This window comes from Actinacidiphila oryziradicis (genome assembly GCF_005047355.1).
In the GTDB taxonomy this organism is placed as follows: domain Bacteria; phylum Actinomycetota; class Actinomycetes; order Streptomycetales; family Streptomycetaceae; genus Actinacidiphila; species Actinacidiphila oryziradicis.
Window position 1 is genome coordinate 263,945 of the sequence record NZ_SUMC01000007.1, and the last position, 14,552, is coordinate 278,496.

The 14,552-nt window shown below is 69.6% G+C and carries 11 protein-coding genes and 1 pseudogene; 4 read left to right on the top strand and 8 right to left on the bottom strand.

All coding sequences use genetic code 11. The annotated features are described in order from the left end of the window. Nucleotides 1-170 precede the first annotated feature (170 nt). From FCI23_RS10780 to FCI23_RS10795, 3 genes are all read left to right on the top strand, one after another. Nucleotides 171-4,736, top strand: a complete 4,566-nt coding sequence (locus FCI23_RS10780; protein WP_211265277.1) for an AAA domain-containing protein — start codon at nt 171-173, stop codon at nt 4,734-4,736. A 1-nt stretch (nt 4,737) separates the two neighbouring features. Further along, nucleotides 4,738-5,580 (top strand): hypothetical protein, encoded by an 843-nt coding sequence (locus tag FCI23_RS10785; RefSeq protein WP_136723255.1) that lies wholly within the window; start codon nt 4,738-4,740, stop codon nt 5,578-5,580. Between the two features lie 488 nt (nt 5,581-6,068). After that, a complete protein-coding gene (locus FCI23_RS10795; RefSeq protein ID WP_407645944.1) occupies nt 6,069-6,611 on the top strand; it encodes a hypothetical protein in 543 nt (180 codons plus the stop codon). 599 nt (nt 6,612-7,210) lie between these two features. Here FCI23_RS10795 and FCI23_RS10800 read toward each other — a convergent pair. From FCI23_RS10800 to FCI23_RS10815, 5 genes and pseudogenes are all read right to left on the bottom strand, one after another. Further along, nucleotides 7,211-7,931 (bottom strand): annotated as a pseudogene (locus FCI23_RS10800) (class I SAM-dependent methyltransferase). A gap of 22 nt (nt 7,932-7,953) precedes the next feature. After that, nucleotides 7,954-8,721 carry an IS5 family transposase gene (locus tag FCI23_RS10805; RefSeq protein ID WP_169316756.1) on the bottom strand — a complete coding sequence of 256 codons (768 nt, stop codon included), beginning with the start codon at nt 8,719-8,721 and terminating at the stop codon, nt 7,954-7,956. 276 nt (nt 8,722-8,997) lie between these two features. Further along, on the bottom strand, nt 8,998-9,681 hold the full coding sequence (locus FCI23_RS10810) for an SDR family NAD(P)-dependent oxidoreductase (RefSeq protein WP_246143630.1): 684 nt from the start codon (nt 9,679-9,681) through the stop codon (nt 8,998-9,000). Beyond that, nucleotides 9,563-10,723 (bottom strand): NB-ARC domain-containing protein, encoded by a 1,161-nt coding sequence (locus FCI23_RS59425; protein WP_246143627.1) that lies wholly within the window; start codon nt 10,721-10,723, stop codon nt 9,563-9,565. The genes FCI23_RS10810 and FCI23_RS59425 overlap by 119 nt, the downstream gene beginning before the upstream one ends. Before the next feature lie 46 nt (nt 10,724-10,769). Further along, a complete protein-coding gene (locus FCI23_RS10815) occupies nt 10,770-11,279 on the bottom strand; it encodes a hypothetical protein (protein WP_136723259.1) in 510 nt (169 codons plus the stop codon). Nucleotides 11,280-12,490: 1,211 nt separating this feature from the next. On the opposite strand from FCI23_RS10815, the gene FCI23_RS56300 reads away from it, so the two are divergent. Continuing rightward, nucleotides 12,491-12,691, top strand: coding sequence for a hypothetical protein (locus tag FCI23_RS56300; RefSeq protein WP_169316757.1), 201 nt, complete (start codon nt 12,491-12,493; stop codon nt 12,689-12,691). Between the two features lie 768 nt (nt 12,692-13,459). On the opposite strand, the gene FCI23_RS10835 is transcribed toward FCI23_RS56300, so the two are convergent. The 3 genes from FCI23_RS10835 to FCI23_RS10845 form a co-directional block, all read right to left on the bottom strand. Next, nucleotides 13,460-13,642, bottom strand: a complete 183-nt coding sequence (locus FCI23_RS10835) for a hypothetical protein (protein WP_136723260.1) — start codon at nt 13,640-13,642, stop codon at nt 13,460-13,462. Between the two features lie 53 nt (nt 13,643-13,695). Further along, the gene (locus FCI23_RS10840) at nt 13,696-14,028 is read right to left on the bottom strand and encodes a hypothetical protein (protein ID WP_136723261.1); all 333 of its coding nucleotides are present in this window, start codon (nt 14,026-14,028) and stop codon (nt 13,696-13,698) included. A gap of 66 nt (nt 14,029-14,094) precedes the next feature. Next, nucleotides 14,095-14,361 (bottom strand): hypothetical protein, encoded by a 267-nt coding sequence (locus FCI23_RS10845; protein ID WP_136723262.1) that lies wholly within the window; start codon nt 14,359-14,361, stop codon nt 14,095-14,097. Between the last annotated feature and the right edge of the window lie 191 nt (nt 14,362-14,552).

The window sequence follows — 14,552 nt, forward strand, 5'->3', positions numbered from 1 at the left end:
GTACTGCGGGTAGACCGTTTGGCAGCGCAGGCGGACGCGCCCTGAAATTCCGAATGAGCGGGCGTGTGCATGGCCGGAATGAACGCGTAGAACATGCGTCCTATTGCCGAGAGAGTCGTTCATCCCCATCCTGAAATGTTCAGCTCAGTCGCGATGATCAAGGGGGGCATGTGGCTAAGCAGCGGCTTCAAGCGGACGACGCGGCTACGACCGTTCAACTGCGCAACCTGATTGAGTACTTGCGGGCCTTCGTCCGCACTGCGCATAAGCCTGTTCGCGACTGCGGGCAGTTGGAGGACGTCCTGTGGCTGTCGGGGCTGCCGGACAGTGTGCCGCGCCCGCGGGCGACGGCAGACGGCATCCTCATGAAGGTGGACCACCGGCCGCGCAGGCCGGCTCCGCAGATCCCGAAGGAGCTGACGGGCTGGCTTTCTCCGGAGGTGGTGGCGCAGCCGACGGCGCAGGAGCCCGAACTGGCGGAGACCGGTCCCGGGCGGGGCTGGGTCGAGGACGAGAACGGCGAGTGGATCGAGGTCGACTGGATCCGGCGCGAGGACGCCGCGGAGGTACTGTCCGCCTATACCCGATGGCTGCCCCTGTGGGGGAAGTGGTCGAGCATCGAGCGCGCGAACGATCCGCACCGCAAGCTGCACCGGCGTCTGCGCCGTATCGCCCGGCGCATGCAGGAGGAAGGCGACGTCTACGAGGCCGTCCTTGCGGTGGGGTTGCTGAGCGGCGGCCAGGACCATCCCGACGGTCGTGTGCGGCGCCACCTGCTCACCGCACCGGTGGTCTTCACGGTCAAGCCCGACACGGTGGAGATCACCGTGGCTCTCGTGCCGGACGCGCCGCTGCGCCTGGAGGACCGCGACTTCCTCGATGAGGAGGACGGATACAGCTCTGAGCTGCTGGCCGCGCTACGCACCCGCGTCGAGGGCGGTGACCTGCACCCCCTGTCACCCGAGATCGAAGGCGTCCTCGCCCAATGGTGCGATCGGGCGATGGGTGAAGGCCGAACGGTCCGCTTCACCGCGGCATGGGACCAGGCGGAGCGCACGCGGTCGTCGGAGCCGGGCCTGCAGGTGCTTCTCGCGCCGGCGCTGGTGCTGCGTGAACGCGGCCGCAGCGCGATCACCGGGTTCTACGAGGCGATCACGCGCGAGCTGTCCCGTCCGGGAGCGGTGAGCCCTCTCGGCCTGGCCCAGCTCCTGCAGCCCCTGGAGGCGCCCGAGCGGCTTGCGTGGGCGTCGGCAGGGGGCGGTCCGGTGCAGCCGGCCCTGGGTCCCGACCCGCTGTTCCCTCTGCGCGCGAACGCCGCCCAGCGCCGTGTCCTGCACCGGCTGCAGCAGGACACCGGCGTTGTGGTGCAGGGACCGCCGGGAACCGGCAAGACGCACACGATCGCCAACCTGGTGTGCGCCCTGCTGGCTGACGGCAAGCGGGTCCTGGTCACAAGCGAGAAGGACCAGGCGTTGCGCGTGCTGCGCGACCAACTTCCCGATGAGTTGCGCGAGCTGTGCGTGCTGCAGACCGACGCCCGGTCGGGCGGGGCCGAGGACGTGGAGCGTTCCGTGCGCGCCTTGTCCAACCGGGCGTCGACGACGTCGCCGCAGCAGTTGGCCGAGAGCATCGAAGACCTGAGCGCACTGCGGCGCCGCCTGTCGGACGAGGCGGCCGGGCTGCGCGACGAGCTTCGCGCCCTGCGGGAGGCCGAGTGGTACGAGCACCCAGAAGTCGCGCCGGGCTACCGGGGCCGTCTGGCGGAGATCGTCGAGGCGGTCGCTGGGGACGAGGAGCGCTTCGGCTGGCTCCCCGCGCTGCCGGCAGGAGCACCCGACGCCCCGTCTGTGACGGCCGATGAGGCGCGACGCATACTCGCGATCGTCGCGCGGCACGGCCGGGGTGTGCTGGACGATATAGCCGCGCGGTGCCCGGACCCGGACGATCTGCCGACACCCGAGGAATTCGCGGCAGCGGTCGCGCGCGTGAAGGCCGCCGAGGAGGCCCGCGCTCAGGCAGGAGCCGACTCTGTGGCGGACCAGATCGCAGGCCACGGGCCGGAGCTGGTCGGGGTGCTGCGTGAGCACATGGAGCAGGCAGTTCAGGTGCTTCAGCGGCAGGGCCTGTCGGTGGCGCTTGGGGCATGGGATTCCGACAGCTGGCAGAGCACAGCACTGAGCGACCTGCTCGCGAGGAAGAGGTCGTTCCTGTGGGATCAGATCCGCAACGCCTCACGCCAGGCCGAACAGACGCGTCAGGCTCTGCTCGGCCTGAACTTCGCACACGTCGGCGTGCCCGAAGGACTGGGCGCGGCAGAGACCTCCAGGCTGGTGTGCGCGGGCCAGGCCCTGCAGGAGTACCTCGTCCAGAACAAGCCTTTGCACAAGCGCTTCAAGACGGCTGTGGAGAAGGAGGCCAAAGATCTTCTGGAGAGGTGCACGGTCGACGGGCGTGCTCCCCGCACCGCCGCCGAGGTGGGGGCCGCCGTCGCCCACCTGCAGGCACGGCTGAGCGTGGAGCAGTTGAGCGCCCGCTGGGCCGATGTTGGTGCCCCCGCTCCGGGCGGTCCCGTGGCGGCAGTGCTGTCGGAGCTTCTGGACCGCATCGCGGTGCTGGGCGCCATCACGGCGTTCGCAGACCAGGCCGCAGCCGTGCGCGCCGCCCTGGAGCAGGCTCGGATCCCGGTCTCGGTGCAGAAGCCCCAGGAGTGGCAGGACGTCCGCGCCTCCACCGTGCACGCACTCGATCATCTCGCCGCTCAACAGGCGCAGCGCGACCTCGAGCAGCTCTCGCGGGCCCTTCCGGCACCCACCGCGCGCAGTGTGCCCGAGCTGGCGGTCGTCCACCGCGCGGCGGCCGACCGCGACCCGCAGGCGTACCAGGACGCGGTGACCGCCTTGACAAGGGCCTACACCCGGGAGGCCGATCGCCGCGAGGCGCGCAAGCTGCTCGAGCGCTTGGAGGCGGAACACCCCCAGCTGGCGCGCCTGCTGGGGGAGACTCCGAGCGATTCGGCTTGGGCGGCGCGCCTGGAGGCGCTTGAAGCCGCCTGGGCCTGGCGGCGCGCACGGGCCTTCGTCGAGCAGATGCTCGTCCCCGGCCGGGAAGGGGTGCTGGAAGCACGCCTGGACGAGGCTGAGGAGCACCTGCAGGACACCGTGAAGCACCTGGCCGCAGCCCACGCCCTGCGCCACTGCCTGCTGCGGATGAGCGCGGCGCAGCGGCAGGCCCTGAGCGCCTACGCGACCGCGATGAGCAACGCGGGCAAGGGCACGTCCGCGCTGAGCAGGCGCCACCTCAAGGCAGCCCGCTCGGCGATGCGCGTGGCCAGCGGCGCGGTGCCTGCCTGGGTCATGCCGGTCAAGCAGGTGGCGCAGTTGATCGCTCCCGAGCGGGACTCCTTCGACGTCGTCATCGTCGACGAGGCCAGCCAGGTGGGCCTGGAGGGCGTGATGCTGCTCTGGCTCGCCCCGCGGGTGGTCATCGTGGGCGACGACCAGCAGTGCGCCCCGGCCTACACCGGCGGCAAGCACGACCGGCTCAACCAGCGCTTCGACGAGCTGTTCCCGGACATGGAGCACTGGCAGCGCGAAGGATTCAGCCCGAAGTCGAACCTGTACGCCCTGCTGACGCAGACCTTCAGCCAGGTCATCCGTCTGACCGAACACTTCCGCTGCATGCCGGAGATCATCCACTGGTCGTCCGGACAGTTTTACAACTACGAACTGCAGCCCCTGCGTCAGTACGGCGCCGACCGCCTCACCCCGCTCAAGGTCGTCCACGTCCCCAACGGCCACTGTGAAGGCTTCGGCGACCGCCTTTTCAACCGGCCCGAAGCCGAGCGCATCGTGGCAACGCTCAAGGAGCTGACCGCGGACCCGGCCTACGCCAAGCGGACCTTCGGCGTGGTCGTGCTGCGCAGCGGCGGCGCGCAGGTACGGCTCATCGAAGATCTGATCGACACCGAGCTCGATGCGCCGGTCCGCGAGCGCCACGAGATCCGCGTGGGCACCCCCGCGCAGTTCCAGGGAGACGAACGCGACGTGATCCTGTTGTCGATGGTCATCGACCAGGACCACACTCGGGCACTGACCAGTCTCGGCGACGGCCGGCGCCTGAACGTGGCCGCAAGCCGCGCCAGGGACCAGATGTGGCTGTTCTCCTCCGTCACCACCGACCAGCTCAGCAGCAGCGACCTGCGGCACAACCTGCTCACCTATATGCAGTCCACGCCGGCCCTGCAGCACACCCCGCCCGAGCTCGCCGACGTCACCCCCCACACCCGGCAGGATCCGTTCCAGTCGCTCTTCGAGCAGCGCGTGTTCCTGCGCATCCGCGAGCGCGGCTACCACGTCGTCCCGCAGTGGCGTGCCAACGGCAAGCTCATCGACCTGGTCGTCGTCGGCGAGAAGGGCCGCCTGGCCGTCGAGTGCGACGGCAGCCCCTACCACTCCACCAGCCAGCAGATCCGGGACGACTACGAGCGCGAGCGTGAGCTGCGCCGGGCCGGCTGGCGCTTCTGGCGTGTACGCAGCAGCGAGTTCGCCCTCAACCCCGACCGCGCCCTGGAACCGCTGTGGCAGCGCCTGGGCAGCCTGGGCATCCAGCCCGGCGCCCGCATCGAGTCCGTCGCCGATGCGCAGAGCACCTGGGCCCCCATCACCCTCGCCGACGACACCGACGAGACCGGCGACGAAGCAGACGACGTGCTTGCCGGCGTCACCCGAGGAGCCTGACGTGCGCGAACCGCTCGATGACAGCACCCTGGCCGAGATCGCCCGCCTGATCTGCGGAGACGATGGTCCCCTGATCTACCGCCGGGGCTGGGAGCTCCCGCAGTTCTTCACCCGCGCCGGCTGGCCCAGCGTTCCCGACCACGACGGCACACCCCGGCAGGAGTGGACCCTCGACCTGCTGCGCCGCCGACAGCAGCGCTCAACGGACGACATCGCACGCGCGGTCCTGCGCCTGGCCGATCCCCGCGAGTACCGCGGACAGGAGCGCGAGTTCAAAGCTACCCTGCACCAGCTCAACGAGATCCTGGCTCTGGAGGGTCTGCGTGTCGACTACGTCGACGGCCGCCCGAAGCTGGTCGAGCAGGAGAGGATCGTCGACATCGGCTCCCGCCCGCCCCGCGTGGAGCTCAAGGTCGCCGTGGAGGACGTCGTCAAGGACCCGGAACTGGCGCGCGCCGTGCAGCTGCGCCTGGACGAGGCCCGCACCTGCACCACCCAGGGCGCCTACATCTCCGCCCTGATCATGCTCGGTAGTCTCCTCGAAGGTGTCCTGCTGCACGCCGCCGAGGCCCGGCCGGCCTCCCGCAGCCTGTCCAAGCCCCTGCGGAACATGGGCCTGCAGGACCTCGTCGACTTTGCCCACGACAACGGCTGGATTCAGCACGACGCGAAGATGGCCTCGCAGCTGGTGCGCCACTACCGCAACCTGGTCCACCCCCACTTGGAGATGCGCACCCGGCACACCCCCGACAGCGACACCGTCGACATGTGCTGGCCGATCGTCAACGCCGCTCTGAACGACCTGGCCGCCAGCGCGCCGGGAAAGGCCCGGAACACGGCCTGAGCCGCAGCGCGACGGCGGGCCGGGGCCTCCAGCTGCCCACTGTCCGGCAGCGTCGGTCGCGGCCCTGTCCCGCGTGGGTCGGTTGGGTCCGGCCGATAGGGGGGCATCTTTGCGGCCGACGGCTGTCGTACTCGGTCGGCATGACTATCACCGACGTCATCCACGCCGCCGTCTTCCAGATCCCGGAGTCGGCGTGGACACCCGCCGTCGCGAGTGGCGCGCGTCAGCGATTCGCCGGACGGGCCGGGTTGCGCAATGGCGACCGCGTTGCGGCCGACCTGTCGAGTGGAGAGCAGGGCCAGAGGCTGGGGGCCCGATGTCGGTGGCTGGCTCTAGGTGGTCTCGTGTCGAGAGTTGAGTGGACTCGCCTGAGGTCTCAACTGCTCGCCTTTGTACTTGCGTTCGACGCCCCGCCCCAGGAAGAGTTCCATCGGACGGACGCTCATCGGGGCGATGTCGTGTGAGACGGGGGCAGACGGATGTGCGTGGTGGATGCGGCGGACAAAGAGGCCGCCGTCGCTCACTTCCTGCGCGAATATCCGCAGGCAGGGCAAGCTGAATGCGACCACCCCGCGCTTGTAGGGTGCGCCGATGTCGCCTGGTCGCAGATCCCCGGGTGTCCTGCTGGGGTCCCGGTCCTGTTTCAATGTCTGCTCGATCAGGCCGCCGGTCCCGAGGCCCTGCGCGTGCTGGGCAACGTCTTGATGGACAGCGTCTTCCATGCGAGCGTGGCGATGCCGACTGCCTTGCCGTTCCTGATCCGCCTCGCGGCAGACCCTGACATAGCGGTGAGATCCGGCCTGGTCGACCTCTTGGTCGTCGCTGCGGATCTCTCTCAACCTGTCGACGCGGACAACGAGCGCATGGTGCTGCTACTCGGCAACGATGGCGACCACCCGGAACGCGAACAGTGCAAGGCCGCGTTCGCCGATCACGCGTCCGTGCTGCGCATGCTGCTGGACGACGAGACCCTTCGACTGATCAGTGCAGAGGACCGCGCGTGCCTGCTGAATGCTGTGGCGCCGCACTGAATTCCCCTCACCCGCCACCTGGCGGTGAAGCGGTCTGGAGCCAGTGAAGCGTCGAGCGGGGACCCGGTGGCCTGCGGGCTCCTTGAAGTGCCCAACGACCAGCGAGATCGGCCGGACAAGTCCTCCGAACACCCTGACTGCAGCGAAGACCTCACGGGCAGGCGCGACACCGCGGAATGCCGTGTGCGTCCAGCTGACCAGGGGCGGCCAGGGACTGAGCCGCGTGTCTTCAGTCACTGACCAAAGCTGCAGGTCAACGAAGGGCGCCCTAGAATGGCAGGGACTGGAGGGACTGGTTCTGACAAATGGGCAGAAAACCACCGCGGTGCGCATGAACACATCTCGGGGCTCCGCAGGGCCGCTGGAGGCCCCCTCTGGAGCAGGTCGCTAGGAACCTTTAACCCTGGGTATTCAGCGGTATAGCCCGATCTGATGCCTCGACGGGGAAAGGTGTCGCCTGGCCTGCGACGATGTGATTGTGTCGCCAAAGACCCCGACCACCGCCCCACCGCCGCAGCCCAGGTCCGCGACCGCCTCCGCACCCTCACCACCGCACTGATCCCTTCCCGCCCAGCATGAACGCAGGTAGGGGAAGGCAGCTATCGGGTGGCCATGACCATGCGGCAGCGAGGGCTGCCGTCAGGCAGTCGGCCGAGCTCAGGCAGCGCGTACAGCTCGACGGAGAAGCCCGTCCGGCGCAGTGCCTTCGGTCACGGCCGAGGGCCGGACCGCGCGGTAGTACATGACGAACGGGGGCCGCCACAAGGCGTTGCGCACCCGCATGGCCGAGTCGAAGCCCAGCAACGTCCAGTAGCCCCTGGACCCGGGCCGAGCAGGCGCAGGCAGCGGGAAGGCGAACCGGCCGCCGGGCCGGAGCACGGAGTGGACCTGGGCGAAGAGGCCAGGCTGCTCCCGAGGCAGGAAGTGGCCGAAGGCGCCGAAGCTGACGACCAGATCGAACGCCGGGCTGAACGGCAGGGCGCGGGCGTCGCCGCGCACCCACCCCGCGTTCGGCGCATCCCGCTCACCCCGCTCCCGGGCCACGGCGAGCATGCCCGCGCTGCGGTCGACGCCGATGATCCGGTCTCGGCACAGCTCCCGCAGGACGCCCATTCCGGCGCCGGTGCCGCAGCACAGGTCGAGGCCGGAGCTGAAGGGGCCGAGGGGGCGCAGGGCCCGGGTCACGGAGTCCAGCACGCGGTCCGGGGTGCGGAACGGGGTGTGGTCGAACTTTGGGGCGAGCAGGTCGTAGCCGCGTTCGACCGATGACAGCGCCTGCACGGCGAGCTCGCGGAAGGTGGGGCCCGGGGCGGTGAACATCAGGCCCGGCTTAGGACTCAGATCAAAAAGAGGCTTTCAGGCGTCGCCAGCAGATGATCGCGCAGCCGAGGGTGAGGAAGGCTTGGTGGATGTCGGCGCGGATCTCCCAGCGGATGCGCAGTCGGCGGAACCAGTGCAGAAGGGCGAAGGCTGCTTCCACGACCCAGCGGTTCTTGCCCAGGCCGCTGCCGTGCTCGGTGCCGCGGCGGGCGATGAGCGGGCGGATGCCCAGCTCGCGGACCTGGCGGCGGTAGATGTCGTGGTCGTAGCCCCGGTCGGCGTAGAGCACGCCGGGGCGACGACGCGGCCGTCCGCGCTTGCCGCGGATCGGCGGCACGGCGTGGATCAGGGGCAGGAGCTGGGTGACGTCGTTGCGGTTGCCGCCGGTCACGGTGGCAGCCAGCGGGATGCCGTGGGCGTCGACGATGACGTGGTGCTTGCTGCCCGTCTTGCCACGGTCCACCGGCGAGCGCCCGGTGGCATCCCCGCTCTTCAATGCCCGCAGGTGGGAGCCGTCAACAGAGGCGCGGGACAAGTCAAGCACGTCGCCGGCGCGCAGTTCGGCGAGCAGGAGTTCGTGCAGTTTCTGCCATACGCCGGACTCGTTCCAGTCCCGCAGTCGCCGCCAGCAGGTCATCCCGGAACCGAAGCCGAGCTCCTGCGGTAAGAACTCCCACCGGATCCCCGTGTACAGCACGAACAAGATCCCACACATGACCTTGCGCTGGTCAAGCCGCTTGCGTCCGGGGTAGCGGTAACGCCGCTCCACCACCGGGAGCAGCGGCTCCATCCGCTCTCACAGACCGTCCTCGATCTCCCACGGCTTGCGCTTCCCCACACCAGTGGTCGCCGCACACCCCCACATCGACCGTGCCAACGCGGGAAGAACAACTCTTGACGGTCAGTCATTCCGCAAGCTCGTTCTGTTAGGAGTCCTTAGAGGCCGCGCGGATGGGCGGGGCGGCGTCGCGTGCCGAGGGGCGGCGCAAGGCGGCGTTGTCGGCGGCCGACGACGCTACCTACCGGCCGGTCAGTTGTCCCCTGGTGTCCGGCGACATTCCGGGGCCTAGACAGGTCGACCGCCGGTGAAGTCCTTTGCGACGATGCGCTGGTCGGTGATGCCATCGGAGGCACGGGATGCGAGCCAGCAGATCGGTGGGCCCATGATCGCCGGATCGAGCCAGGTCGCTTGCATGTCCCGCGGCGCCAGATCTGGCGTCATGCCGGTCTTGGTGGCGCCACCGGGAAGCAGCAGGTTCACATCGATGCCGGTGCCAGCGAGGTCGTCGGCCATGATGTGGGAGAGCGCGTCGGTTGCCGCGCGTGAGGGCCCATAGGGTGCGAAGCCCTTGCGCCTCATGGTCGTCTCGTTGATCGAAATGTTGACGATCTTGCCGTGCCCGACGTCGAGCATGTGGGGTACGACCGCACGCGCGACCAGAAAGTAGCCGAGGACGTTGGTGGCGAACAGGTCGCTGAAGCCGTCCGGACTGACGTGCCAGAAGGCCTTCGCGTCGGTCATGAAGTCCGGGTTGACAGTGCGCATGCCGATGCCGGCGTTATTGACCAGTACGTCTACGCCGCCGAGGGCCGACAGCATATGATCGACGCCTTCGCCGACGGATTGCTCGTCACGGACGTCCATCACGAGCCCGGTCACGCGATCCCCGCGCGCGATGCGAGTGGAGGCGTCCCGGACGCGCTGCTCGGTCCGACCGGTCAGGACGACTCGGGCGCCGCAGTCGGCCAGCGCCCGGCTCATGGCGAAGCCAAGCCCGCTGGTGCCTCCAGTGACCAGCGCGCGGACTCCTTCGAGATTTGGTGCCTTCCCTGCGTCGGACTGCTGCGTCATACGCCGACCTTACCGTTCCGCCGTCTACTCGATTTGCGCGCGGGTTCTGTGCGAGGTAGGCGGCGGCCTGTTCGATCGCGAGGGGCAGGTGGCCGAGTTCGGCGCACAGTCCGGCGGCGCCGTCCAGGTCCCGTCCGGGGCTGTGGGCGGTGGCGATGCGGGTGAGCAGGGCGAGGGACTCGGGGGGTTCGAGGATGTCGAGGCGGACCAGCGTGGTGGCGTCGCTCCAGGCGGTGGCGAGCCGGCTGGTGATCAGGAAACGGCCGGAGGGGGCGCGGGCGATCAGGCGGGCGATGTCGGCGGGGTCGTTGGCGTTGTCCAGGACGATCAGCCAGCCGGTGTGGCTGGCCAGCCATTGCAGGCCCCATTCGGCGAGCGCCATGTCCGGCAGGACCTGGGCCAGTACGGGTTGCAGGGCGGTGGCGAGGTCGGCCAGGCCCTGCCGGATCGCGGCGGGGCTGTCTGCGGTGATCCACCGGATGGGGGCGCGGCCGTGGGGGCGGGTGGCGGCCCAGTGGGCGGCCAGGGTGCTCTTGCCGATCCCGCCCAGCCCGTGCACCGCCTGGACCAGGGCCGCGCCGGGGGCGGCGAGGGCGGCGTCGAGGCGGTCGAGTTCACAGCCGCGTCCCACGAAGAGCCCGGGCCGGTAGGGCAGGTCGTCCAGGCCCGCGAAGGCGTCCACCTCGGCGGGCGACCGCAGCGCCTCGGGCGGCAGGTTGACGGTGGAGTTGTAGATGCCGGTGTTGACGAATGCGCCGTCGCTGCCGGTCGCGTTCCCGCTGTGGAACACCTCCTGCCAGGTGCCCCCCGTGCTTCGGGCCGCGGTCTGCCGGATGCCGCCGGCGGCCAGCGGTGCTCCGCCGCTGCTGCCCGCACTCGCCTGCCCGGACGCGGCGGCGTCCCCGTCCCCGCCGTCCTTGCGCCACGGCCATCGGGTCATGCCGTCCCCCCGAGTTCCTTGATCAGTTCCGGCGGTGCCGGGGCGGTCATTCGTTGACGATGCCACTGACGGCGCTGGAGCCCGCTCCGGTGGCCTCCGCGTCCCCGGTGTGCACCGCCCGCGCCGGGCCCGGGCGGCCGCCGCCGGTGTTCTTGATACCCGTGACCGCACTGCCCCCGTCGCGGGCCACCGCCTTGCCCGTCGCGACGGCCGTATCACCGGCCGAAGCGGCAACGAACGCCAGCAGTTCGCGCAGTTCCCCGGCCGCACGCTCCCGCGCGGCATCGTCGAGACCCTCCAACAGGGCCTCGAACCGCCCGGCCCACACGCCTTCCTGCCGCAGCCGCTCCGCGGCGGTCTCCGCCGAAGCGCCCGGGGCCAGGACCCGCGCGGTGCGGTCCAGGCGTTCGAGCTCGGCTTCTGCCCGCGCGGCACCGCTGCGGCCGAAGATCTCCCCGACACGGCGCCGCAGCCCGTTCCACGCATCGGTCCCCGCAGCCTGGACCACCGCGCCACCACCCGCCGCCGCCAACGCCGCCAGCGCCTCCACCAGCATGCCCCACCCCCTTTTTCGCCTCCGCGGACCGGCCGCCCGCCACCGTCCCGGCACCGGACAACCGCACACCGTACCCATCAACACGTCCAGTAGCCGCTGGGAGTTCCCGCCCCTTACATGCCGCGGCCGGGCCCCTGCCTGCCCTGGCCCGCGCCGACCCGCCGCCCGCTCTGCCGATCATGTGACCTATGGTGAGCACCGTCACAGCCTGGGGAGTAGAGGCGGGGAGGACCGGCAGCGGTGGCGTTTCTGACCGACGGGCAGCGCCGCACCTACGCACCTTCACCGCCGTACCGGACGACGGGCAGCTGACCGGCTACTTCCTGCTGGACCGCGACGTGCGGCGCCTGGCGATGGCCTGCCGCGGTACGAGGGCGCAGCTCGGCTACGGCGTGCAGCTCAGCACCGTACGGTTCCTGGGCAATGCGGTCTCGGCGGTCGAGGGGGAGACCTTCGGCATCGTCTACACCGGCTTCGGGGCGCTGAACTGGCTTCCCGACCTCAGCCGCTGGGCGTCGGTGGTCGCTGAACTGCTCGCCCCCGCTGGGTTCCTGTACCTTGCGGAGTTAACGACCTGTGGTTCAGCCAGAAGCACAAGGCGTACGGCGGCAACGTGCCGTTTCTCTCCGCCCCGGACGGCACCCCGCTGTGGGTCTCCGATGTCGAACCCGGCAGCGTCCCCCGACATCACGGCCGCCCGCATCCCCGCACTCCCCGCGCTGTACAAGACCGCGGCCGACGGGCTGCCGACCCTGGCCGACAAGGGGGCTACATCGGGGCCGGGATCGGCATCCTCATCCCGGTCCGCCGCCCGAAGGGCCAATCCGAGCAGGCCCTGGGCACGCGGACACGCGAACCACGAACAGCCTGATCAGGGGCATCCGTGCGCTCGGAGAACGCGCTGCCGCCGAGCTCAAGCAGCGCTGGCGCACGCTGCAGCACGTCACCATCAGCCCCAACCGGATCGGCGACATCGGCCGAGCCGCCCTCGTCCTCAACCAAATCTGGAAATGATCACCGTTGAGAAGACGTCAGTAGCGGACCTGTCCCCAACGCGGAGGTTGCCGCTCAGCAGCCGCAGCGGGCGGGACTACCACCCTTCCTCCTCGTTCAGGCCCGCCGGCCGTGATGCTCAACCTTGCCAATAGGGGTTCAGCACGGGAAGGGTGACGTGCGCGCGGAGGCGTCGGCGCACTCGCGGTGGAAGTCCGATGCTCGCCGAGCGCATGGGCCAACTGGCGACGGAGTCGTTGGTTCTCGTCGGCCAGCTTCCGGTTGCGTTCCAGTGCCTGGCCGCCGCGCTTGAAGACCTGCACTGGTCGACCCGTAAGCCCAAGCACGTCCTCATGGCCGCCCTGGTCGCCGTCGCCCTCGATCGCCTCGACGACGTACGCCGCCAGGTCAGCGAATAGCACTGATCGCACTTCTCGCACCCGTGCGAGAGACGACGTGGAGAAGCTGCCGCCCGCATTTCTCGCAGGCGGCATGCGGGGCCGCCAGGTGCGCCTCACAGTGAGTGCAGGCGGCCCCGCCGCACAGCTCGCAGCGGGCTCCATCGACCGCGCCGTTGACCATCGCCATGCTCTCCGAGCACTCGTCTGGGTCCGGCGCTCCGTCTTCCTCATCCGGGCCTAGCAGGCCGGCCTCCGGGTGCCGCGCCAAGTTCTCCAGCGCGGCCCGGTACTGCTCGGCAGCCTCCAGTGTCTCCGCCAGCTCCTCCCCGCCAACTTCCTCGGCACAGGCATGGCACAGCGACGCTCCCGGGAGCGCGTGCACCGCAGTGCACATCCCGCAGGCGTAATGGCCGCACGCATCACAGAGGACGTCTCCGTAGTCGTCTTCTGTCGGAACGAACCCGGTGCATTCCATATCGGTGTCCCCTCTTCGAGGTAGCTGCGGAACGTAGCCGCCAACAGGCACCTGTCGCACTTCTCTCACCCCTCGCACGGGGCGCCGCCGATGCCATGCGGAGATCATGCACCCACGGACACCAACCGCGGGTGTCGACAACGACCGTCTGCCGACACTCGGACCCGTGATCACGAACCGGCAGGTGAACAGTGTCGGGAACTCGCGTCGAAAATCAACGTCGGCGAACGGTGCTGCCGGTAGATTCCGACACATGCTCATCGGCTACGCGCGGGTCTCGACCGCCGACCCGGCGAGTGCTCATCCCGCGATCATCCCGCGCGGTCAGCCGCCGACAAAGCGAGCAGTGCCAGCACCCGCGCGCGTTCGGCGGATGACAGCGCCGAGGCCGGGGCGGGACGGCGAGCCCGCTCCTTCGGCGCGGGCGGGTTGAGCCGGCGGTAGTGCGTCGCCCGTGAGCGGCCGGTGAGCCGGCAGGCAGCCGTCGTGGTCAACTCCCGTTCCAAGCACGCGAACAGCTCGTCGACGACCTGCTCGACCTCGCGCGTCAGTCCGCGCTCTCGGAGAGCAGTTCCAAGAGCGCGTGTGCTTTTCCCAGCAGTTCCAGGGCGGCGTCCTTCTGCGCGCCCTCCTTCTCCAGCCGGGCGACTTTCTTCCGCAAGCGCTCCAACTCCGCCAGTTCCGCTGCTTTTTTCGGCCGTGCCGCGCTGGTGCGCTTGTCGACCAGGGTGGCCATCGCACCGGCGTCCCGCGCAGCCCGCCACTCGATGATGTGGGAGTGGTACAGCCGTTCACGGCGCAGGATCGCGCCCTTCTCCCCGGTTGGGGCGGCGTCGCAGCCAGCTGCCACATTCCTGAGCCCCGCTGATGACGCGCGCACTGTCAGCCCTTCCTTCTCCGCGGAGCCACACGGCTCGTGAGGTGTCACAACCACCGCTGCCTCGAGCTACGCCTCGGCGTCATCGAAGTGGCCCATGTCATGGCGGATCTCTGCGTACCGCTCTTCCAGTTCCCGGAGCAACGAGACCAGCAGCATGATCGCGACCATTGCGTGCCCCACATTGAGATGCCCGAGAGAGATGCTGTGCACCAGCGCGTGCCGGGACAGCTGGTCAGGAAGGCGATCGTTCCTGTCGGCGCGGTACCTGGCGTACAGCGGATACAGCGGGCTCAGTGCCGCCTGGGGTTCCGGAAACCAGTCGTCGCTCGTCACCAGGCTCTCTGCGGCCTGCCTGACCGCAGCAGTCTTCTCGCTGCGGTCGACCCGGCTGGCTTCGTAACGACGTCGTGCGCGGTAGCTGAGACCCCGGTCTGAGCATGCAAACGGCCGTGCGAGACGATCATGATTGTGACGTCAAGAGGGGCCCGCACGGCCTTGAGCCATCGTATCTGCACCGGGATCCC

What these genes read in the sequence shown, in the direction of transcription:
- FCI23_RS10805 (WP_169316756.1), bottom strand. Translation starts at nt 8,721, where the DNA reads ATGGAGCCGCTGCTCCCGGTGGTGGAGCGGCGTTACCGCTACCCCGGA.
- FCI23_RS59425 (WP_246143627.1), bottom strand. Translation starts at nt 10,723, where the DNA reads ATGACCCGATGGCCGTGGCGCAAGGACGGCGGGGACGGGGACGCCGCC.
- FCI23_RS10815 (WP_136723259.1), bottom strand. Translation starts at nt 11,279, where the DNA reads ATGCTGGTGGAGGCGCTGGCGGCGTTGGCGGCGGCGGGTGGTGGCGCG.
- FCI23_RS56300 (WP_169316757.1), top strand. Translation starts at nt 12,491, where the DNA reads ATGCTCGCCGAGCGCATGGGCCAACTGGCGACGGAGTCGTTGGTTCTC.